The following is a 22,363-nucleotide window of genomic DNA, read 5'->3' as shown; positions in this document are numbered from 1 at the left end:
CTACTAAATGGATTAGATTAATAAATAGACATTAATAATAATCAAGCAGTTAGGATGACGTTTTGCACTATATTAGTTTTTTCTTCTTAGTTTTATGTAAGTTCCTTGCAAAACTCTTTTATCGATTTGACCAACACTGGTATTCATCTCATCAAGATGATGACTGGAAACAGGTTAAAGTTATTATTATTTTAAATCACACCAGCTTATTTGAACCAATCTTTTTACGTAGCATACCCATATCATTACTATGGCAGTTATCAAAGCACTTAACCCTGCCAGCTGCCCAAGAAACCTTAAAACGTCCAATTGTTGGTAGGATACTCAAAGCACTTGTTCCTAAATGTATACCTATTAGCCGCAAATACGATCAATCATGGGATGATTTTTTAGATCAAATAACCAATGACAGTATCTTAGCTATTATGCCAGAGGGCAGGATGAAACGTATTAACGGCCTTGATAAACATGGTAAAGCTATGGATATCAAACGTGGTGTTGTCGATATACTCTCTAAAGTAGAGCAAGGTAATGTGTTATTCGTTTATAGTGGTGGCTTGCATCACGTACAAGCGCCAGGAAACAGGTTGCCGAGGCTATTTAAAAAGATAAAAGTTAATTTTGAAATTATTGACTTAGAAGTCTATAAACAGTCTTTTTATCACCTTGATAACAGCGTATATCAGCAGAGTATTATCAGTGATCTTGAGCATAGGTTAACCTTTAAAGCTCCTTGATTCATACTCTAGAACAAAGCACAAATCATTAACAAATTACCAACAAAGTTCATCTATATTTCCCATTTTATTTTTGTTTAAATAATCGACACTCTGCCATACAAGGCACTTAAACAAATTAATGGATATCAAATGACAAAAATATTATGTATTGGTGAACATAACTTAGACCAATTAACTTCAGAGTATGAAGTTATCAATGTGTCAGCTATTACAGAAAGTTTTGTATTTGATAGCTGCTATAGCGCAATTATTATTAGTGTTTCAAAAGAGTCTGTCTTTTTACAATGGCTCAATAAAATCCGCAGTAATGCCTTAAACTTTGCCTCACTAGTCTATAGCGTTAATAGTCATTTTGAAGATTTTGCTATGGTTGATGGTTTAGTGCCGGCAAACATTGATGTTCAAATTAATAAATTGCTGCAACGCCAAGAAGAAATCCGTTTAGACAGTAATGATAACCTTGAGAATAAGCTGTTAGCCTATTTGTGGGCAGTAGAAACTCGTACTTTGCGCCCAAGCAGAGTTATAGACCAAGGGGTTAGTTATCAGTACCCATTTTTAGAGCTATGGGATAACGGTCAAGGTAAAGAGTACTGGTTAAGCCGAATGGTAAAAAGTGGCAATTTATCGCAAGAAGTTTTAATCGATCGTATTCGCCAATGTAGTTCGTGTAATTCTTCATTATTAAATTATGTTGATAGTTGTGGCGATTGTGGCTCAATCGACTTAAAACTTGAGCAAGCATTGCATTGTTTTGCCTGTGGTCATGTCGGTGATCAACAAGAATTTATACGTTCTGGTGAAATGGTTTGTCCGAACTGTATAAACACTTTGCGCCATATAGGTACGGATTATGATCGCCCAATTGAGAATCAACGCTGTAACAGTTGTAGTAATTTATTTATTGAAGCAAATGTACAAGCACAATGTTTTAGTTGTGGCCATCACAATCAGGTTGATGACTTAATATCGAAAGAATATTTTAGTTTTGGTATTGGCCATAATGGTATTGTTAAAGTTAAAACCGGTAGCGATCCACAGCTATTAGCCACAGCATTAGGTGAGCCAGTATCGCGAGAGCATTTTGCTTGGATGGCTAATTGGCTAAATAAAATGGCTGTTCGCCAAACTGAACATCACCTTTTTGTGGGCCTTAAATTTGTCAACTTAATAGAGCTTAGTCAAAGCATGTCGACAGTATCTCTTACTGCTCAGTTAGACGCCTTTAGCTCTCGTTTACGTAGTATTTTGCGTACTACGGATGTGTTCTGCCAGTATAGTGATGACACTTTATACTTTCTATTACCTAATGTTAGTGAAGATGGCGTAAAAATTATTGAAGGTAAATTTGAAACTATCTCACAAGAGCAAGCTGACAACCCATTAGATTTGAGAGTGTCTTTAAAACTATTACCTGAACATAGCCTGTCTAATGATGCAGAGCTTTGGCTTTCACAATGTTCTATAGAGTTAAATGACTAGTGGAATTTAATTATATAGAGCAATTTATTAGAGCTTCAATCGCATTAATAAGTAGTAACTCTGAAGTGCTCTTTGTCTTAGTTCCTATGCTGATAGTGGTTGAGTTACCTCTGAGTTTTACCGTATTGAGTGGCATGGTCTTTTGGTATATACGAGCTAAGCTTCGTGATCCGTTAACAATTAGCCCAAGTGTTAGTTGCATAATTACCTGTTACGGTGAGGGTGAAGCAATTAAAGACACTATTTTAACTTTATGCGAGCAAATTTATCCTGGAAAGATTCAAATTATTCCAGTGATTGATGGTGCTAAACAAAATGCTGATACTTATCAAGCAGCTCTAGATTGCCTTCCTCTAGCCAAGCGCTATCACAATAGACGCATAGATTTATTACCTAAATGGCAACGAGGTGGTCGGGTAAGCACTCTAAATGCTGGTTTATATGCCTCGAAAGGGGAGATTGTTATAAATGTCGATGGTGACACTTCATTTGATAACAATATGGTTTACGAAATCGTAAAAGAGTTTGAAGATCCAAATGTTCCGGCTGTTGGTGGCTCGTTAAGGGTAAGGAATATTAAAAAAAGCTTTGTTACTAGGATGCAAGGTTTAGAGTACATGATTTCTATGCAGGGCGGTAAAACAGGACTTGCAGAATGGAATTTAATTAATAATGTTTCCGGCGCCTTTGGTGCATTTAGACGTAAATTTTTAATTCAAATTGGTGGTTGGGATACACACACCGCTGAAGATTTAGATTTAACTGTTCGTATTAAGCAATACATGGGAAGACACCCAAATATACGAATTCCTTTTGCAACGAAAGCAATAGGCCACACAGATGCCCCTGTTACTTGGAAAGAACTCTTTTGGCAACGCATGCGCTGGGATGGTGATTTATTATTTTTGTATTTACGCAAGCACCCCTATGCGTTTAGTCCGAAACTTATGGGCTTAAAAGGTTACTTTTTTACCTTAGTATATGGAATATTACAAAATATATTAATGCCATTATTAGTTCTGCTTTTTAACATTTGGATAATAAGTGTTTATAACGTTGAGTTTTTTATTGGCATGCTAGCAATACAATATTTTGCTTATTATTTTATGAGTTTATTTCATTATTTATTCTTTTTAGTCACCGTTTCAGAGCGGCCTAAGCAAGATATAAAAATGAGTCTGTGGTTATTGTTGTTTCCCATTTATACATTAATCATTCGAGTATTTTCAGCGATAGCAATTCTAAATGAAGTATTTAGACGTGGTCATGAAGAAAGTAATATGGCCCCGTGGTGGGTATTGAAAAAAGGTAATAAATTTTAATGAAAATTACATTTAAAACTGAAAAACAGAAAAACCCAACCCAAAATGATGGGTTTAGCATATTTTACGCACCGGCAAAGCGTATTGCTTTTAAAATGCGTTGGTACCTGCTTTTGGCACTGATTTTATCGCCATTAGTTATCTTTTCATGGTATATGCTTAACGATAAAGTGCTTGTTACAGCTGCAGGTATTCTTACCACAGAGCCGATTACGCTTGATGCATCACAAAACTCTTTTGTTGAAAAGGTTTTGGTTAAAGGTGGAGATAAGGTTGAGCAGGGGCAGGTTTTAATAAAGCTATCGTCTCCTGAAATAGAAAAAGAAATCGCCATTTTAACTAGCAAATATAATAAGTTTAAAACTTATTATAACGAAGGTTATAAAACCTTAGATTCCCTGCATTTACGCCAAATTGCTACCTATAAAAATGCTAAGTCTGCACAAGAAAGTATTAATACTGAGTTTAGTGAATACAACAAGCAGGGGATGCTGCCACTTAATGATAGGTTAGCAATTGAACAAAATTCAGTACTTGCTGAAACTAAGTATCAAGAAGCGCTAATTGAACGTGAAACAGTATTAGCTGCTCATAAAAATGGCCAGCTAGCGAATACTTTACTTGAACTTGAACTGGCTTTATCTGAAGCAAAAGTAAAACGTGATTTACTTTCAATACGAGCGCCAAAAGCAGCTGTTGTAAATGATGTTATGGCTATTGAAGGCGAGCATATTTTAAATGGTAACTCACTTATTTCTATATCAAATTTGGCTGAACCAGTAATTAATGTTTACCTAGCTCCAGAGCGCATGGATTTTGCACAAATAGGTCAAAGTGCAACCATAACATTACCTAATGGAGATGAATATATTGGTACGGTTAATAGACCAACACAGATGTCACAAAAAATGCCGTCAATTTTAGCAGGTCCGTTTGATGGTAATAAGTCAGCGTTAAAAGTAACTTTAGATATTACAGATGCTCCAGAATTCATATTTGAAGGCTTACTAGTAGATGTACGTTTTCACTATATAAGCAGGGACTAACTGATTGGCCCTATATTTGTAAATCACAGTAGTTAACAAATCACTAACAAAAGTCGTCTACTCTCTAGACGACTTTTTTGTTTAAATACATTCTATATATTCCAATAGTTTATAACCAATTACATCCTGATGTTGAGATCTTATGTACGAATTAAATTTAACCGAATTTGACCAAGAAACATTCCTACGTGAATACTGGCAACAAAAGCCTGTTGTTATTCGCCAAGGCTTTAAGAATTTTGTTGCGCCAATTGATGCTAACGAAATTGCCGGTTTAGCAGGAATGGAAGAGGTTGAGTCTCGTTTAGTTTATCGTGATGGAGATGATTGGCAGGCGGAATTTGGTCCGTTTGATTCATTCGAGCGCCTTGGTGATAAAGGTTGGTCTTTAATCGTACAAGCACTTGATAACTGGTCAGAAGATGCCGCTAAAATGATAGAGCCATTTCGCTTTATTCCTAACTGGCGCCTTGACGACTTAATGGTAAGTTTTGCTACACCTGAGGGCGGAGTTGGCCCTCATATTGATTTATACGATGTATTTATATGCCAAGGTACAGGTAAGCGTAACTGGCGAGTAGGTGATAAAGGTGAGCATGTAGAATTTGCTGCCCACGATGCCTTATTGCATTGTGAGCAATTTGAAGCAATTATTGATACTGAATTACTACCAGGTGATATCTTATATATACCTCCAGGATTCCCTCATGATGGCGTAACAATTGAAGCATCGTTAAGTTTCTCTGTTGGCTTTAGAACCAATTCGACCTCTAATTTAATAAGTGGCTTAGCTGATCATTTAATTGATAAAGAACTTGGTGGTGAGTTAATTGAAGATCCACAGCGTTTAGTATCGAGTAACAGCGGTGCTATTAATTCGAGTGACTTTGCGTTAATAAAAAATCAATTACAAAAACTGTTAGATAACGACGATATTATTCGTCAATTTGCAGGAAGCTTTTTAAGCCAAGCAAAGCATGAATTAGATTTAATTCCAGCTGAAGAACAGTTATCTAATGCTCAAATTAGTGAAATATTACAAACCAATAATTTAATGCGTTTGGGCGGTTTACGAGCTTTTTACTTTACTGACTCAATCGACTCAGGAGTGTTCTACTTAAACGGTGACGAACAGCAAGTTGATGAAGAAATTGTTGAAGCGGTTAAATTGCTATGCGACAACGTAACCGTGACACCAGAAATGATCTCTGAATTTGTACACAACGAAGAGTTTATCGATTTAGTTGGCGAACTGCTTGACGCCGGTTACTGGTACTTCTCGGAATAATAAATATCATGGTGTCAGACACCTTGATATTTAATTTATTAAAAAAGGGATAACTTTCGTTATCCCTTTTTAGTTTTTGGTTCAAGGTGTCTGACACCTTGATATAGAGTGTTGTTAGTAACTTTCGTTATGTACCGACATTACCGCTCGGCCAGATGGATCGGCCATGTTTTTAAATGACTCATCCCATGCCAGAGCTGCTTCAGTAGAACATGCTACCGATTTACCACCTGGAATACATTGCGCTGCTGATGCTAGCGGGAATTTCTCTTCAAAAATTGTACGGTAGAAGTAAGCTTCCTTAGTGTCTGGCGTGTTATGCGGGAACTTAAACTCAGCGTTAGCAAGTTGTTGATCAGTAACTTCTGTTTCAACAAGCTCTTTTAAGCTATCAATCCAAGAGTAACCAACACCGTCAGAGAACTGCTCTTTTTGACGCCATAATATTTCTTCAGGTAAGTAACCTTCGAATGATTCACGTAGCACGTGTTTTTCAATCTTACCGTCTTTACACATTTTATCTTCTGGATTGATGCGCATGGCAACGTCCATGAAGTCTTTGTCTAAAAATGGTACACGAGCTTCAATACCCCAAGCAGACATTGATTTATTGGCACGTAAACAGTCAAACATGTGCAGTTTATCAAGTTTACGAACTAACTCTTCGTGGAACTCTTTTGAGTTTGGTGCTTTGTGGAAGTATAAGTAGCCTCCGAATATTTCATCAGCGCCTTCACCACTTAATACCATTTTAATGCCCATAGCTTTAATTTTACGAGCCATTAAATACATTGGCGTAGATGCACGAATGGTGGTCACATCATAAGTTTCAATGTGGTAAATCACTTCTTTTAACGCATCAATACCGTCTTGAACGGTAAATTCAATGCTGTGGTGAATGGTACCGATTGAGTCTGCAACTTTTTGCGCGGCAGCTAAATCAGGGGAGCCTTTTAAACCACACGCAAATGAGTGGACTTTTGGCCACCAAGCTTCTGATAAATCATTTTCTTCAACACGGCGCGCGGAAAACTTTTGTGTGATTGATGAAATTAAAGATGAATCTAATCCGCCAGAAAGTAATACGCCGTAAGGCACATCGGTCATTAAGTGCGACTTAACAGACTCTTCTAACGCTTCACGTAACTCTGGAATGCTGGTGCTGTTATCTTTAATGTTGTCATAATCAGTCCAATCGCGTTGGTAGTAAGGCTGAATCTCACCAACCTTGCTATCTAGCATATGCCCAGGAGGAAACTCGCTTACAGTTTTACAAATAGGCATAAGGGCTTTCATTTCAGATGCTACATAGAAGTTTCCGTGCTCATCGTGGCCCATATATAACGGGATAATACCAATGTGATCACGCGCAACTAAATAGCTGTTGTCGGTTTCGTTATAAACAACAAACGCGAACATGCCTTTAAGCTTATCAACAAAGTTAACACCAAATTCTTCATAAAGAGGCAGAATAACTTCACAATCAGATTTAGTTTGGAAGGTGTAGTCTACATTCAAGTTACTTTCGAGTTGTTTGTGATTGTATATTTCACCATTAACAGCGAGCACGTGATTTCGATTTTGATTGTAAAGAGGTTGTGCGCCATTTTCAGTGTCAACAATTGCTAAACGCTCGTGAACGAGAATGGCATTGTCATTAGAATAAACTCCAGACCAATCTGGTCCACGGTGTCGTAATAAACGAGAAAGCTCGATAGCTTGCCCTCGTAGTGCGCTAGCATCAGATTTGATGTCTAGGATACAAAAAATTGAACACATAATTGTGTTACCTCACTTCATTATTAATCAAAATCGAAATCAGTAAAAATTAATAACAATACAAAGCAAACTTCAGAAAAGGAAATGCGTGGTAATGCTTATAATTTGAACAAAAAAAGGTGGATATGTAATAAAATTACAAGTCCACCTTGAGAGTCTAATATTTGCTATAAAAAATCAATAGCTAAAAAGCAAAAATTAGACTATTTATTCAAATTTTTTGTTATTACCAATAATAAAGGGGTATTAATACCAGTTTTATTAATTAATTTCCCACTCAGTGAGAATTAAAAGGTTTGTAGACAAGGCATCGATTGCAGAGAATGGTTGTTCCATTGTCAAAATCGATAACGCAGTATAGAAGCCTTTTAAACTCACCCTTGGGAGCATGTTCTAGGCCCAATAACTTCACGAAATTCATTTAATATAGAATAACTATATCTAAATAAATTTTGCTTGTTATTGAACCTATAACAAAGCTCTGAGGTGGGAATAAATTTAATTAAATTGGTATAGCCTTTTATTTACGTTGGAATTCGCTAGTTTTTGACCACTTTGGCCAATCAGTAGAGTTAGCAATTTGATACATTGTATCGAAGGTTGCTTGTAAATCTTCTACCGCGCCAGCAAAATTCCAATCCGGATTGTATTCATCACATAACTGGTGATAACAACGCTTCATTTTAGGTAAAGTTGCTGCACGGTATGCTGCAACTTCATCATTGATTGGTTCATTACCGCTACCTGCATATAGGGCGGGTACGCCAACTAAAGCAAAGTTGAAATGATCTGAGCGGTAGTAGCTACCGGCAGCAGGATTTGATTCTGGTACTAACATACGTTTTTGTTTTTTAGCGGCCACTTTTAAGTAATCTTCAATTTCAGACTTACCTTTACCTTTAACAATTAAATCTGAGGTTTGACCAAGAATATTTAATGAATCTAGGTTTAATACCGCAACCGTTTTATCAAGAGGGAAAGAAGGGTGCTCAGCATAGTATTTCGACCCTAATAAACCTTGCTCTTCTGCTGTAGTAGCAACAACTGTTATAGAGCGTTGTGGTTTCTTATCAAGGCTTGCAAAGGCTGTGGCAATTTCAATGATGCCGGCAATACCCGTAGCATTATCGTGTGCACCATTATATACCTTGTCACCTTCTAAAGAGTCGTCAGTACCCATATGATCCCAATGACCTGTTAACAGGATATGTTCATCAGCAACTTTACTACCTGGTAGAGTTGCAACAAAGTTATATGAAGTAGAACGCTTGATTGTGCTCTTTACCGTAGCCGATGCAGTTAAGCCTAATTCTTTATTAACAGGGCCTTGCTTTGCCTTTGTTTTGTATGTGGCAAAGTCTAAACCTGCTTGAGCAAACATTGCCTTAGCACTGCTAAGAGTTAACCAGCCTTCAATATTTACGCGTTGTTTATTACCATCTGCTTGATACAGTTTGTATTGCGGACCGCCCCAACCATTTTTAACAACAGACCAACCGTATGATGCCGGAGCATCTTCGTGAATGATAATTGCCGCAGCTGCACCTTGACGGCTTGCTTCTTCATATTTGTATGTCCAACGACCGTAATAAGTCATGGCGCTACCAGTAAACAAATTAGGATCTTGCGTAGCAAAACCTGGATCGTTTACCAGCATCACCACAGTTTTGCCTTTAACATCAAGACCTTTATAGTCATTCCAGTTATATTCTGGTGCGTTAATACCGTACCCAACAAAGACGATATCAGAATCTTTAATCGTTTCTGATGTACTTACTCTTGAAGTACCAAGTACCATTTCAGTTAAGTACTCGAGCGTATCAGTTTTGCCATTACCTTCAATTGTTAGCTCCATATCGGCACTAGCTGTGATCTCTGAAAGTTCAACCGCTTGTAAGAAGCTTCCATTGTTACCTGGCTTAAAACCGATGTTTTTGAATTCTTTGGTCAGATAATCTAACGTTTTCTTTTCACCTTCAGTTGTTGGCAGGCGACCGCCAAAATCATCTGAGGCTAACACTTTTACATGTTGGTGTAGTTTCTTTGCAGAAATTGCTTGATACGCTTGATCAAACGTTTGAGCACTTGCAGCTGTTAGTGTCACACTAGAGCCTAAAAGCAGTGCTAATAGCTTGTTGTAAGTTTTAATTTTCATAAAATCCACATGAATTGTTATTTTTTAAAAGACACGGTAATTTACTCTGCCTAAAATAAAATTGAAAGATATTGTTACACCTTGTTATCAAGGTGTGTTGCATTGTCTTAAATTAGTATTAGACTTAATTTACTATCTTTATGCATTCAAACAACTTATCCAAGTTTGCATCTCAAGCTGTATTAAAAGGAATTTAATGATTTCCGTCGAAAATTTAAGTAAAAAGTTTACTTTTAAAGCACAAAAAAAACATTCTAATTGCCATAAAAAAGATGTCCGAGAGCAAGGCTCACATTTCCATGCCTTAGCTGACGTTAGCTTTCATTGTGATAAAGGCGAGGTTTTAGGTTTGTTAGGCCCAAACGGGGCAGGTAAAACTACCACCTTAAGAATTTTATCCACCGCATTAAAGCCTGATTCTGGTTCGGTTATTGTTAATGATGTTGACGTGCTTAAAAAACCAATAGCAGCGAAACAAAAAATTGGTTTTTTATCCGGTAAAACAGGCCTTTATGGCCGTTTGACGGCGAGAGAAAACATTGAGTTTTTTGCTAAACTACATGGCGTGACTTCGTCATTTTTAAAAAATGATGCCGATGAAATATACGAAAGCCTTGCTATTACCAGTTACCTCGATAGACGAGTTGAACACTTATCTACCGGCATGCAGCAAAAAGTATCGATCGCCAGAGCTGTTATCCATCAACCTGAGGTCTTAGTGCTTGATGAGCCAACAACCGGGTTAGATATTATGGCTACAGAAACCATTATGGAATTTGTACAACTTATGCGTAATCAAGGAACCGCTGTTATTTTTTCAACTCATCATTTAGATGAAGTCGCGCTTTTAGCTGATAGGGTTTCAGTGATTTATCAAGGACGCAGCTGTTTTGATGGCAGTATAGGCGAGTTTCAGCAACAAAGCCGAGAGCTTGATTTACGCCGTGCATTTATGAACATCTTAAAAGGAGCTGATGCCAATGTGGCTAGTATATATTAAAGAGTTAATAGAGCTTTTAAGAGATCGTAAAACCTTATTTTTTATTATTGCATTACCTATGGTTATTTTTCCCGTGGTGTTTGGTTTAATTGGCTTTTTAGGTTCAAGTGCGGCAATGAAAGAGCAGGATAAAGTCATACGCTATGTTATTGTTAATGGCAGTGTTGCGCCGGAGTTTGCTAGTAAGCTTTTTTATCATAGTGACTTTAAAGAAGTCACTTTAGAGTTAAATAATGAAGAGGCTATAACACAAGCAATTCAAGAAGATAAAATTGATTTGGTTATAGAGCTTAATAAAGACTTTAAAGTTCAATTTGGTAATTCAGAAGTGTCTAATTGGAAAATTTATTTTAATGGCTCTAATTTATTTGGTGGTACAAAAAATAAAGTTGAAGAAGTGCTACAAAGTTATGTCGATGACTTACAAAAGCAAACGTATGTTGCTTCAGGATTTGATGAAGCTCAGTTTGAAGTATTTAAAAAGCCAATTGAAGTAGAAGAAGTCGATACTGCTGATGATCGAGAAAGTTTTGGTGAACAGCTTGGCGGCTTCATTCCTTATATTCTTATTCCTTTATGTTTAACTGGAGCTATGTATCCGGCAATAGATTTAGGTGCAGGGGAGAAAGAGCGGGGTACGATAGAAACCTTGTTATTAACGCCGGTTTCAAGATTAGCGTTGGTTTTAGGTAAATTTATGTGTATTACCACCACCGCTATAATGACCGCTCTGATAACCATTTTTAGTATGATATTTTGGTCTTTTATCATCGGCCAGTTGCTTGATGTCTCAGCTGTGTCGGAAATACTAAAAGCAGTAAGTTGGGTCGATTATGGGCTTATTGTGCTGTTACTTGTGCCTATCTCCGCAATTTTTGCTGCAACACTCTTGGCTATATCAATTTATGCAAGTAGCTATAAAGAAGCTCAAAACTATATGGGGCCGCTTTCTATTTTTGTTATATTTCCTGTTATTGTCGCTATGACTCCTGGTATTGCGCTTACTTTTGGTTGGTCCCTCGTGCCTGTTGCCAATGTTGCTTTAGCGATTAAAGAATTATTAAAGGGCACCATTGACTACAACTTCCTTGTGCCGATCTTTGCATCAACAGGTGGTTTTGCGTTAGTTTCTATTTTGTTTTGTGTTTATTGGTTCAATAAAGAATCAGTACTATTTCGATAAAGCCCTAATTAAAAATTTAAATAAATTTGTATTTAGGTTAAATAACAAGGTTTAAGCTTAAATTTATGGCAATTGGCTGTGACAAATAGGTAAAAATCCACTGGTTTTGTGATCTATTAAAAAAAAACTAGTAAAAATCACTATTTTCACTATGTTAGGGGTAATTTTTTCTGTAAAATTACCCCTTTTTGTATTTAGGCATTATCGCCAGATATTCGAGCTTTACTATGTCTATACCAATTGGACTAAATAAGTACTTAAATTTAAGTTGTTTAGTCCAATTGGTATTAAAATCGCGATAAATAAATTCGCACGAGGAAACCATGAATTTAGATGAAATAATCTTGCAAGCAGAACAAGCTGTAGCAAGTTCAAATGATCCTGCTGCACTTGACCAAATTCGAGTTGAGTTTTTAGGTAAAAAAGGTAAGTTAACCGAGCAACTAAAAGGCTTAGGTAAATTAAGTGCTGAAGAGCGTCCAAAAGCAGGGCAATTAATTAACGTTGCTAAACAACAAGTACAAAAGCTTATCCACGAACGTGGTGAGTTACTTCGTGCTGCACAAATCAAAGAAAAGCTAGCAAGTGAGTCTATCGACGTAACACTTCCTGGTCGTACTATGGAACACGGTGGATTACACCCTGTTACTCGTACCATCGAACGTATTGAAAGCTTTTTCGGTGAGCTAGGTTTTGAAGTAAAAGCTGGTCCTGAAATTGAAGATGATTTCCACAACTTTGACGCGTTGAATATTCCTGCGCATCATCCTGCTCGTGCTGACCACGATACGTTCTACTTTAATCCAAAGTTAGTATTAAGAACGCAAACGTCTGGTGTGCAAATTCGTACCATGGAAGTTGAAAAACCACCTTTACGCATTATCTCTCCTGGCCGCGTGTACCGTAACGATTACGATCAAACGCATACGCCAATGTTCCACCAAGTTGAAGGCTTAATGGTTGATAAAGACGTAAGCTTTACTCACCTTAAGGGTATATTGCACGACTTCTTACACAACTTCTTTGAAGAAGATTTAGAAATCCGTTTCCGTCCATCTTATTTCCCATTTACTGAGCCATCAGCTGAAGTTGATGTTATGGGTAAAAACGGCAAATGGTTAGAAGTTTTGGGCTGCGGCATGGTACATCCAAACGTTTTACGAAGCGTTGGTATTGACCCAGAAGTATACACAGGCTTTGCCTTTGGTATGGGTGTTGAACGTTTAAGCATGTTACGTTACGGCGTAAACGACTTACGTTCATTCTTTGAAAACGATCTTCGTTTCTTAAAACAGTTTAAGTAGGAAAGCCAGTAATGAAATTTAGTGAATCTTGGTTAAGAGAGTGGGTTAATCCTGCTATTTCTTCAGATGAGTTAGCTCATCAAATAACAATGGCTGGCCTAGAAGTAGACGGCGTAGATCCAGTTGCGGGTGAATTTACCAATATCGTAGTTGGTGAAGTAATTGAATGTGGTCAACACCCTGATGCAGACAAGTTACAAGTAACCAAAGTAAATGTTGGCGATGAAATCGTTGATATCGTTTGTGGTGCTAAAAACTGTCGAACAGGTTTAAAAGTAGCGGTAGCTAAAGTTGGTGCGGTATTACCGGGTAACTTTAAAATTAAAAAAGCTAAACTACGCGGCGTACCATCACACGGCATGCTATGTAGTGAGTCTGAAATGGGCTTAGCTGAAAGCGCGGATGGCATTATTGAACTGCCACTTGATGCACCTATCGGCACGTGTATTCGTGAATACTTAAAGCTTGATGATGTAACCATTGATGTTGACTTAACTGCCAACCGCGGCGACTGTTTAGGCATTAAAGGTTTAGCTCGTGAAGTTGGTGTATTAAATAACATCGCGGTAAACGAAGTTGAAATTACTGAAACATCAGCAAGTATTGATGACGCTTTAGCAATTAATATTGCTGCAGGTGAAGCTTGTCCTCGTTATTTAGGCCGTGTAATTAAAAACATCGATGCAACAGCAACGACACCTCTTTGGATGGTTGAAAAACTGCGTCGTTGTGGCGTTCGCGCAATTGACCCGGTAGTTGATGTAACTAACTATGTGTTACTTGAGCTTGGTCATCCTATGCACGCATTCGATTTAGCTAAAATCGACGGCGGTATTAATGTTCGTTTTGCTAACGAAAACGAAGAACTAACCTTATTAGATGGCGCTGAAGTTAAATTAAAGTCTGACACATTAGTGATTGCAGATGATAACAAGCCATTAGCTATTGCTGGTATCTTTGGTGGTTTAGACTCTGGTGTTACTGGAGAAACTAAAGACATTTTACTCGAAAGTGCGTTCTTTGCTCCTTTAGCTATTTTGGGTAAAGCTCGTCAATACGGCTTACATACAGATGCATCACATCGTTACGAGCGTGGCGTTGATCCACAGTTACAAATGACGGCGATGCACCGTGCAACGCAATTATTACTTGAGATAGTTGGTGGTGAAGCAGGCCCTGTAGTTATTGCTGAATCTGCTGAAAATATTCCGGCTTCTCGTGTTGTTACATTACGTCGTAGTAAGTTAGATTCACGTATTGGTATTCATATTGAAACGGCGCAAGTAACTGAAATTTTAACTCGTTTAGGCATGCAGGTAGAGTTTAACGATGATGTTTGGACTGCAGTTGTTCCTGCATATCGTTTTGACATTTCAATTGAAGAAGATTTAACAGAAGAAGTTGCGCGAGTTTACGGTTACAACAATATCCCTAACGTTTCGCCAACAGCCAAGTTAACAATGCGTAGCCATAAAGAAGCTAAGTTAAATATAGCTAAATTCCGCAATGCGTTAGTTAATCGTGGTTACCAAGAAGCCATTACTTATTCATTTGTTGACCCTAAAGTTCAAAGCTTATTGCACCCAGAGCAAGAAGTTCTTGTACTTCCACACCCGATTTCATCAGAAATGTCAGTGATGCGTGTGAGTTTATGGACCGGTCTTATTCAAGCAGTGGTTAATAACCAGAATCGTCAACAAAACCGAGTTCGATTATTTGAATCTGGTTTGCGTTTTTTACCTGATGCTGATGCTGAGAACGGTGTTAGTCAACAAGCAATGTTTGGCGGTGTTATCACTGGCCTTCGCAATGGCGAACATTGGCAGATTGAAAAACAAGCGGTTGATTTCTTTGATGCTAAAGGTGATGTTGAAACATTACTAGCATTAACCGCAAATTCAGATGCTTATGAATTTAGACCAGCCGACATTCCTGCATTACATCCTGGTCAAACTGCGGCGATTTACCGTGGTGAAACTTTAGTGGGTTATGTTGGAGCTATTCATCCTGAGCTAGAACGTAAACTTGGCCTTAATGGTAAAACATTTGTTTTCGAACTTTTACAAAGCGAAATTTTAGAGCAAAAAATCCCTGTAGCGGGCAATATTTCTAAGTTTCAGGCTACTCGCCGAGACATCGCAGTTGTTGTTAAAGATCAAATAAATGCAAAAAAAGTGCTACAACTCATTGAAAAGGTTGGCACAAATCATTTAGTTGGCCTAGAATTGTTTGATGTATACCAAGGAAAGGGTATCGAACCTGGATTTAAGAGCTTAGCAATTGCGTTAACTCTGCAAGATAACGAGAGAACTCTTGAAGAAAAAGATATCTCTGATGTTATGAATACAGTGATCGATGCCTTAAAGAATGAGCTAGACGCATCTTTGAGAGATTAATAACATGGCGCTAACCAAAGCAGAAGTATCAGAACATTTATACGAACAATTAGGTTTAAGTAAACGTGATGCCAAATTGATGGTTGAAGAATTCTTCGAAGAAATCAGAAGTAGTTTGGAAGCAGGTGATCAGGTTAAATTATCAGGTTTTGGTAATTTTGACTTACGAACCAAAAACGAACGACCTGGACGAAACCCTAAAACGGGTGAAGATATTCCAATTTCTGCAAGGAAGGTTGTTACTTTTAGACCGGGTCAAAAATTAAAGAGCCGAGTTGAAGAGTCTAACAAGGGCTAATTGTTACTATATAAATGGCAACGATATTAAATAAAAAGGCTGCATATGCAGCCTTTTTTATACCCAAAAATCAAGGTGTCAGAGTTCAATGACTCTGACACCTTGATATTTATAGTTAACGGAAACTGTCGTTTATTGTTGATAGTACACGTTCGCCAGGGCACAGCAGTTCTTGTTTGAGCTGGCTTAATGGCGTATCCGTTGTATTGTTTAACTCATGATAGTGCTGAGCTGTTGGATCAAGATGTAATAAGCCAGTGAGAATCTCTCCTTTTGCTTTGTGTCGTTCGACATCTTGCAAGGCCTTAAAGCGGTCTGTAGTGTCGTAATCTGCATCTAACTTATGTATGCGCATGATGGAACCATCATGCAAACAAACGTCCTCAAATTTACCTTCAGGAACTTCGTGGTTAATTTCTTCCTTAATAGGTACAAAATCTGTTACTGCACCAGTAGTGACATGCTCTTGTACATAGTCATATGAACGCGTTGAGCCAGGATGATTATTAAATGTCACACAAGGAGAAATAATATCGATAAAGGCAAAACCTTGATGTGCGATTGCGGCTTTTATAATAGGAATGAGCTGGTTTTTATCTCCTGAGAAGCAACGAGCAACAAAGGATGCGCCTAATTGTAGAGCCATTACGCAAAGGTCGATGTCATTAAACAAGCTGGTGTCACCGGTCTTATTTTTAACTCCTCTATCTGAAGTTGCGGCTAGTTGGCCTTTCGTTAATCCGTATACACCGTTATTAGCGACCATGTAAACCATATTCAATTGTCTGCGCACCACATGAGCAAATTGACCAAGGCCAATTGAAGCACTATCTCCATCTCCCGACATAGCAAGATAGGTTAAGTCTTTATTGGCTAGGTTGGCGCCAGTTGTTACTGATGGCATCCGGCCGTGGACTGTATTAAATCCATGGGAGTTGTTTAAAAAATAATTTGGTGCTTTTGAAGAACACCCTATGCCTGACATTTTAGCAATTTTATGTGGCTCGATTGAAAGCTCAGCACAAGCTCGCACTATAGCGGCAGAAATAGAATCATGGCCACAACCAGCACATAAAGTTGAAATAGCACCTTCGTAATCACGATAGGTTAAGCCTAAATCGTTAACAGGTAGGTTTTTGTGGTGAAATTTTGATTTTGCAAAGCTCATATTAACCTACCTCTTGTTCAGGCGATTGTTTAACTAAAACGTTATTAATATCTTCAACCACTTGCTTAGCCGTTAGCGCTAAACCATCAAAACATAAAACTGATTGAATATGATCAGGTGAAAGCTCTAACTCAGTACAGAGTAGAGTGCGCATTTGCGCATCGCGGTTTTGTTCAATTAAAAATATTTGTTCATGCTCAGTGATAAATTTTTTCACTTCACTGTCAAATGGGAATGCCCGTATGCGCATAAGATCAACTGGAATGCCTTGCTCTTGTAATAAGTGTTTAGTTTCAGACATAGCTTGCGCGCTAGTACCGTAATAAACTAAACCTATTTTTGCATTTTTAATGCCACTAGATATTTCAGCTTTTGGTACAAGCTTGGCTGCAGTTGCAAATTTGTGTTCTAAGCGCTGCATATTATCGACGTAATCCTCAGATTTTTCTGAATAAACCGCGTTGCGATTTCTTGATGTGCCACGGGTAAAAAATGCACCTTTTTTAGGGTGGGTACCTGCGACAGTTCGATAACAAATACCATCACCATCTATATCTTGATAACGTCCAAAGTGTTCTACTTCATCAAGCTCACGCATGGATAGGATCTTACCGTGGTCATATTTTTGCTTATCATTCCAGATAAATGGCTTTGATAAATGTTCGTTCATGCCTAAATCGAGGTCACTCATAATTATCACAGGGGTTTGAATTCGATCGGCTAAATCAAAGGCTAGGGCGCTTAACTCAAAACACTCACTTGGTGTGTCAGGGAATAATAAAATATGTTTGGTATCACCATGTGATGCGTATGCACAAGCAAGTATATCTGATTGTTGCGTGCGTGTTGGCATACCAGTTGAGGGGCCAGCACGTTGAATATTCATTAATACTACTGGAATTTCAGCAAAGTAGGCTAAGCCTAAAAACTCAGACATTAATGATATACCAGGGCCACTTGTTGCGGTAAAACCTCGGGCTCCATTCCAGCCTGCGCCTATAGCCATCCCTATTGCTGCTAATTCATCTTCAGCTTGCACAATGGCAAAGTTCTTTTTACCAGAGGCGGGATCAATCCTTAAACGTTCACAATAACTGGCGAATTTTTCAATTACTGAAGTTGATGGGGTAATTGGGTACCAACCGACAACAGTAGCGCCACCATAAACAGCGCCTAAACCACATGCGGTATTACCATCAACCATTATTTGATTACCAATTAAGTCGCGACGCTCTACTTTTACTGGTAATGGACAGCTAAAATGATTAATCGCGTATTGATAACCTAACTCGAGAGCGTAAATGTTTGGGGTTATAAGCTTTTGCTTGCCTTTGAATTGATCGCCAACAAGTGTTTTTAAAACGTCAAACTCTATATCTAGTAAAGCGGCTAGGGCACCAACGTATATAACGTTTTTAAATAGCTGACGCTGTCTTGGATTTTGATATTCCTTTAAACATATGGCTGATATTGGAATGCCTAAAAAATTTACATCGTCTTTAATTAAATGCTCAGGTAATTGCTTAGATGAGTCATAAAGTAAGAAACCTCCTTTATCTACATCCAAAATATCAGCGTTAAAGCTTTGCGCGTTCATCGCAACGATAATATCGGCCTTACCACCTCTGCGCCCTAAAAAGTTATCTTCATTTATTCTTACTTCATACCAAGTTGGCGCGCCTTGGATATTTGATGGAAATATGTTTTTGGCGCTTACTGGTACTCCCATACGCATAATCGCTTTGGCAAACATATTATTGGCGCTAGCAGAGCCTGTACCATTGGTATTGGCAAAACGAATCACTAAGTCGTTTGTTGTTGGTGTGATCATTTGATAGTGGCCTCTACGTTGGTTAAGGTTAGTTTTTGCATGTCCCAAGCGCCTGTAGGGCAACGCTCTGCACATAATCCGCAATGTAGGCACATATCCTCATCTTTAACCATAATATTGCCTGTTTTTAATTTATCCGAAATTAAATAATCTTGCTCGTCGGTTGCTTTATCTAAGTGTAATTTACCCTTGAGTAACTCTTGAGGAGGGCGAGTGTTATCCGGTATATCTTCAATAAAATTAATACAATCCACCGGGCATATATCGTCACAGGCCGAACATTCAATACAGGTACTCTCAGTAAAAACAGTATGCACATCACAATTTAAACAACGTTTAGCTTCTTGTAAGGCAAGTTGGTCATCAAACCCTAATTCAACTTCGGTTGCTAATTCTTTGACGGCCTTGTCCCAACTGATGTGCGGCACGGCATGGCGAACTTCATGGTCAGTTATATTTTGATAACTCCACTCATGCATGCCCATTTTTTGACTAACTAAAGCAAAGTCACTATCAGTTCTTTGCTCAGGGTTAATACCTTGGCAAAATAAATCGATTGAAATAGCCGCTTTATGGCCATGAGCTACTGCTGTGATGATATTTTCAGGACCGAATGCGGCATCACCACCAAAAAATACTTTATCTATTGATGATTGTAGTGTTTTCTCGTTTAGCTCGGGTTGTCCCCATTCATTAAAATCTAAACCTATATCGCGTTCAATCCAAGGGAAACTGGTATCTTGACCAACTGCAACCAAAACTAAATCACATTCAACTAGAAGTGTTTTTCCAGTTTGTTTGAGCACGCGGTTACCGCCGCGGTCATAAATAGACTCGACTTCTTCAAACGATACACCAACAAATTTGCCCTTATCCATTACAAATTCTTTCGGCGTATGATTAACTATTATTTCTATACCTTCTGCTGCTGCATCTTTTTTTTCCCAAGGGGATGCTTTCATTGCCTCATAGCTAGAGCGCACGACAACTTTTACATCCACTCCACCTAAGCGTTTGGCTGTTCGGCAACAATCCATTGCGGTATTACCTCCACCTAATACCACCACTCGTTTAGGCGCTTTATCATTATGGCCAAAAGATACATTTGATAGCCAATCTATACCTAAAGCGATATGAGCATCGGCTTCTTTAACGCCAGGTATTTTTATAGCTCTCCCTTTCGGTGCGCCCGTACCAACAAAGATAGCATCGTAATTATCTTTTAATAATTTATGTAGGCTTGTAATAGGTGTGCCAAATTCAGTTTTAGCCCCCATATTTAAAATGTAGTCAATTTCTTCATCGAGTACGGCTTCGGGTAAGCGAAATGCTGGGATCTGACTTCTCATCATGCCGCCTGCTTTAAAGTCACGATCAAAGATTGTTACATCATAACCAAGTGGTAAAAGATCACGAGCTACCGTTAAAGAAGCTGGCCCTGCGCCGATTAAAGCAACGGTTTTACCATTTTTATGCTCAGGTGCTTTTGGTAATCGAGATGTTATATCATCTTTTAAATCAGCCGTGACTCGCTTTAAACGGCAAATTGCAACGGGCTCTTCTTCTACTCTGCCTCTTCGACAAGCAGGTTCGCAAGGACGATCGCAAACCCTGCCAAGTACGCCGGGAAATACATTCGACTGCCAATTAAGTAAATAAGCATCGGAGTATCTTTTGTCGCTAATAAGGCGGATATATTCAGGAACAGGGGTGTGAGCAGGGCAGGCTTGTTGGCAATCGACTACTTTTAGAAAGTGATCGTAAGTTGAGACATCAGTTTTTTTCAAAGTAAATTCCACTTAGTAAATAACATCTTACTTAATAATGTACATAAATTAGGCAGAAGTTAAGTAGTTTTTTACTTTTATTTTTAAAATATGTTTAAAGTTTAAGCGTTTTAGTTCTTGTTCTAAACAAATTAGCAGTAAAGTGGGCGATTAAACTTGCCGCTATGGCAAAAACAAGTCCGGTCACTATGGCATTAAGGTGTAAAGGAACCGTTAGCTGATAATCAACTAATGTAGCTTTAGCGATAGAAAGATCAATTTCTTTTATAAAGAAGAATATTTTATAAAAGTAATCGCTATTAAGAAGGTGCTCTACTTGTTCTGTTAGGGTAGATATCCTGTCAATTAAATTCATAATCAAATCAGCAGACGAACGTATGCCAGGATCGCTATTCATTTGGTAGCGATTTACCATGAGTAATAAATCGCCTTGATAATGTTGGTCAGCAATTACTTGATAGTTGTTTAGTTGATATTTAGCTTCGTCTAAATGACCAGCAATACGTTGGCTGTATTGTTGAATAAAACCAGGTAACTGCATTGCTAGAATAAAGTTAACTGCAAACAGTATTCTGTCGAAGGTATGTTGAATAAAGTTAAACATCGTCACCTAAAAATTTATTATTATCATTTTAATAGTAAAGGAAATGTAGGTAATAGCAAATGCAAGTATGTAACGTCCACTTAATAATGGAGATTAATCATTACTATACAGATAGAAGAGACAATAATAGGGGCTAATGCAAGGAAGACTTATCACAAATTGATGTCATAAAAGATAAATTAATCGTCACTTATTGTGCTATTTGATGAAGAAGATTGTAAAGTACTTTTATTTTCTATTATCACAATATCACCGGCGTTCAATCTACTCGAAAAATTTACCGGCTCAAAAGTATTATTTCCGCCATTATTTGACAAGATATAAAATTCATTTTGTTCTATAGCAGTTATAGAACCACCGGCTATAACCATAGCCTGACCAACATTTAACCCAGGTTTATATGAATAAGAGCCTTCAATTTGTACATCTCCTTTAATATAAAAGGGACGGTATTTAACTACCTCAACGGATACGTGAGGATAAATAAGATAATCTCCTTTTAAACCATTAAAGATTAATTGTTCAATTTGAAAAACGGTTAATCCTTTTATAGGTAATACTCCTAGAAAAGGGTAAGTAACTTCACCACTATTTTCTAACATTAATTGCTTGCTAAGATCATCCTCGCCAAATACCGTTATCTTTATAGTATCACCTGGCTCGACTCGGTACGCATCTTCAGCTATAGCGCAATGGCTTACAAAAAATAATATTAAAAAGAGTATTTTGTTAATCATTTGAAGTGTTTAGGTAATCAATTTTGGGATTAAATTCTAACAACAATTATAAACAATTCAGTGGTTATAAAATTGGTGAAATCGTTACGCAATTGTAACGCTAGTGGCACTTATTGTTACGTGAAATATAGATTGCCAGTGTTACAACATCATTACATATAAAGGGGGATTAGAGTCTATAATCCGCGACGATTACAGGTTGGTTACATCGGGTTACATTGTTGAGGCCAATATGACTAATAT

The 22,363-nt window shown here is 37.8% G+C and carries 17 protein-coding genes; 10 read left to right on the top strand and 7 right to left on the bottom strand.

The window, feature by feature from the left end; all coding sequences use genetic code 11:
* The first annotated feature begins 62 nt into the window (after positions 1–62).
* The 5 genes from FNN08_RS05625 to FNN08_RS05605 all read left to right on the top strand — a co-directional run bounded on the left by FNN08_RS05625 (position 63) and on the right by FNN08_RS05605 (position 5,878).
* A complete protein-coding gene (locus FNN08_RS05625) occupies positions 63–737 on the top strand; it encodes a 1-acyl-sn-glycerol-3-phosphate acyltransferase (RefSeq protein WP_143583745.1) in 675 nt (224 codons plus the stop codon).
* A 132-nt stretch (positions 738–869) separates the two neighbouring features.
* Complete coding sequence (locus FNN08_RS05620) at positions 870–2,222, top strand: hypothetical protein (RefSeq protein ID WP_143583744.1); 1,353 nt, start codon at positions 870–872, stop codon at positions 2,220–2,222.
* Positions 2,222–3,544: a glycosyltransferase family 2 protein gene (locus tag FNN08_RS05615; protein WP_221931770.1), complete on the top strand. Its 1,323-nt coding sequence runs from the start codon at positions 2,222–2,224 to the stop codon at positions 3,542–3,544. Before FNN08_RS05620 ends, FNN08_RS05615 begins: the two co-directional genes overlap by 1 nt.
* Positions 3,544–4,590: an HlyD family secretion protein gene (locus FNN08_RS05610; RefSeq protein WP_143583743.1), complete on the top strand. Its 1,047-nt coding sequence runs from the start codon at positions 3,544–3,546 to the stop codon at positions 4,588–4,590. The genes FNN08_RS05615 and FNN08_RS05610 overlap by 1 nt, the downstream gene beginning before the upstream one ends.
* Positions 4,591–4,732: 142 nt before the next feature.
* The gene (locus FNN08_RS05605; RefSeq protein ID WP_143583742.1) at positions 4,733–5,878 is read left to right on the top strand and encodes a cupin domain-containing protein; all 1,146 of its coding nucleotides are present in this window, start codon (positions 4,733–4,735) and stop codon (positions 5,876–5,878) included.
* A gap of 114 nt (positions 5,879–5,992) precedes the next feature.
* Here FNN08_RS05605 and asnB read toward each other — a convergent pair whose 3' ends face one another.
* Positions 5,993–7,657 (bottom strand): asparagine synthase B, encoded by a 1,665-nt coding sequence (gene asnB / locus FNN08_RS05600; RefSeq protein ID WP_143583741.1) that lies wholly within the window; start codon positions 7,655–7,657, stop codon positions 5,993–5,995.
* Between the two features lie 520 nt (positions 7,658–8,177).
* Entirely contained in the window at positions 8,178–9,812 is a 1,635-nt protein-coding gene (locus tag FNN08_RS05595) for a M28 family metallopeptidase (protein ID WP_143583740.1), read from the bottom strand.
* A 196-nt stretch (positions 9,813–10,008) separates the two neighbouring features.
* On the opposite strand from FNN08_RS05595, the gene FNN08_RS05590 reads away from it, so the two are divergent.
* From FNN08_RS05590 to FNN08_RS05570, 5 genes are all read left to right on the top strand, one after another.
* Positions 10,009–10,812, top strand: a complete 804-nt coding sequence (locus tag FNN08_RS05590) for an ATP-binding cassette domain-containing protein (protein ID WP_143583739.1) — start codon at positions 10,009–10,011, stop codon at positions 10,810–10,812.
* A complete protein-coding gene (locus FNN08_RS05585; protein ID WP_143583738.1) occupies positions 10,793–11,995 on the top strand; it encodes an ABC transporter permease in 1,203 nt (400 codons plus the stop codon). The genes FNN08_RS05590 and FNN08_RS05585 overlap by 20 nt, the downstream gene beginning before the upstream one ends.
* Before the next feature lie 323 nt (positions 11,996–12,318).
* Complete coding sequence (gene pheS / locus FNN08_RS05580) at positions 12,319–13,299, top strand: phenylalanine--tRNA ligase subunit alpha (protein ID WP_143583737.1); 981 nt, start codon at positions 12,319–12,321, stop codon at positions 13,297–13,299.
* Between the two features lie 11 nt (positions 13,300–13,310).
* The gene (gene pheT / locus FNN08_RS05575; RefSeq protein ID WP_143583736.1) at positions 13,311–15,695 is read left to right on the top strand and encodes a phenylalanine--tRNA ligase subunit beta; all 2,385 of its coding nucleotides are present in this window, start codon (positions 13,311–13,313) and stop codon (positions 15,693–15,695) included.
* A 4-nt stretch (positions 15,696–15,699) separates the two neighbouring features.
* Positions 15,700–15,993 (top strand): integration host factor subunit alpha, encoded by a 294-nt coding sequence (locus tag FNN08_RS05570; RefSeq protein ID WP_143583735.1) that lies wholly within the window; start codon positions 15,700–15,702, stop codon positions 15,991–15,993.
* Positions 15,994–16,108: 115 nt separating this feature from the next.
* Here the strand turns inward: FNN08_RS05570 and FNN08_RS05565 are convergent, their stop codons facing one another.
* The 5 genes from FNN08_RS05565 to FNN08_RS05545 all read right to left on the bottom strand — a co-directional run bounded on the left by FNN08_RS05565 (position 16,109) and on the right by FNN08_RS05545 (position 22,120).
* Complete coding sequence (locus FNN08_RS05565; RefSeq protein ID WP_143583734.1) at positions 16,109–17,161, bottom strand: 2-oxoacid:ferredoxin oxidoreductase subunit beta; 1,053 nt, start codon at positions 17,159–17,161, stop codon at positions 16,109–16,111.
* A gap of 1 nt (position 17,162) precedes the next feature.
* Complete coding sequence (locus FNN08_RS05560; RefSeq protein ID WP_221931769.1) at positions 17,163–18,992, bottom strand: 2-oxoacid:acceptor oxidoreductase subunit alpha; 1,830 nt, start codon at positions 18,990–18,992, stop codon at positions 17,163–17,165.
* Positions 18,989–20,779 (bottom strand): FAD-dependent oxidoreductase, encoded by a 1,791-nt coding sequence (locus tag FNN08_RS05555; RefSeq protein ID WP_143583732.1) that lies wholly within the window; start codon positions 20,777–20,779, stop codon positions 18,989–18,991. Before FNN08_RS05555 ends, FNN08_RS05560 begins: the two co-directional genes overlap by 4 nt.
* Before the next feature lie 94 nt (positions 20,780–20,873).
* The gene (locus FNN08_RS05550) at positions 20,874–21,383 is read right to left on the bottom strand and encodes a DUF2937 family protein (protein WP_143583731.1); all 510 of its coding nucleotides are present in this window, start codon (positions 21,381–21,383) and stop codon (positions 20,874–20,876) included.
* A gap of 179 nt (positions 21,384–21,562) precedes the next feature.
* Entirely contained in the window at positions 21,563–22,120 is a 558-nt protein-coding gene (locus tag FNN08_RS05545; RefSeq protein ID WP_143583730.1) for a polysaccharide biosynthesis/export family protein, read from the bottom strand.
* Positions 22,121–22,363 lie beyond the last annotated feature (243 nt).

Origin of the sequence: Thalassomonas sp. M1454, from assembly GCF_007097525.1 — a bacterium.
In the GTDB taxonomy this organism is placed as follows: Bacteria; Pseudomonadota; Gammaproteobacteria; order Enterobacterales; family Alteromonadaceae; genus Thalassotalea_A.
This window is presented reverse-complemented; position numbering and strand designations above follow the sequence as displayed.

What these genes read in the sequence shown, in the direction of transcription:
- FNN08_RS05550 (WP_143583731.1), bottom strand. Translation starts at nt 21,383, where the DNA reads ATGTTTAACTTTATTCAACATACCTTCGACAGAATACTGTTTGCAGTT.
- FNN08_RS05610 (WP_143583743.1), top strand. Translation starts at nt 3,544, where the DNA reads ATGAAAATTACATTTAAAACTGAAAAACAGAAAAACCCAACCCAAAAT.
- FNN08_RS05590 (WP_143583739.1), top strand. Translation starts at nt 10,009, where the DNA reads ATGATTTCCGTCGAAAATTTAAGTAAAAAGTTTACTTTTAAAGCACAA.
- FNN08_RS05560 (WP_221931769.1), bottom strand. Translation starts at nt 18,992, where the DNA reads ATGATCACACCAACAACAAACGACTTAGTGATTCGTTTTGCCAATACC.
- pheT (WP_143583736.1), top strand. Translation starts at nt 13,311, where the DNA reads ATGAAATTTAGTGAATCTTGGTTAAGAGAGTGGGTTAATCCTGCTATT.
- FNN08_RS05595 (WP_143583740.1), bottom strand. Translation starts at nt 9,812, where the DNA reads ATGAAAATTAAAACTTACAACAAGCTATTAGCACTGCTTTTAGGCTCT.
- FNN08_RS05605 (WP_143583742.1), top strand. Translation starts at nt 4,733, where the DNA reads ATGTACGAATTAAATTTAACCGAATTTGACCAAGAAACATTCCTACGT.
- FNN08_RS05620 (WP_143583744.1), top strand. Translation starts at nt 870, where the DNA reads ATGACAAAAATATTATGTATTGGTGAACATAACTTAGACCAATTAACT.
- FNN08_RS05545 (WP_143583730.1), bottom strand. Translation starts at nt 22,120, where the DNA reads ATGATTAACAAAATACTCTTTTTAATATTATTTTTTGTAAGCCATTGC.
- FNN08_RS05585 (WP_143583738.1), top strand. Translation starts at nt 10,793, where the DNA reads ATGTGGCTAGTATATATTAAAGAGTTAATAGAGCTTTTAAGAGATCGT.
- asnB (WP_143583741.1), bottom strand. Translation starts at nt 7,657, where the DNA reads ATGTGTTCAATTTTTTGTATCCTAGACATCAAATCTGATGCTAGCGCA.
- FNN08_RS05570 (WP_143583735.1), top strand. Translation starts at nt 15,700, where the DNA reads ATGGCGCTAACCAAAGCAGAAGTATCAGAACATTTATACGAACAATTA.
- pheS (WP_143583737.1), top strand. Translation starts at nt 12,319, where the DNA reads ATGAATTTAGATGAAATAATCTTGCAAGCAGAACAAGCTGTAGCAAGT.
- FNN08_RS05565 (WP_143583734.1), bottom strand. Translation starts at nt 17,161, where the DNA reads ATGAGCTTTGCAAAATCAAAATTTCACCACAAAAACCTACCTGTTAAC.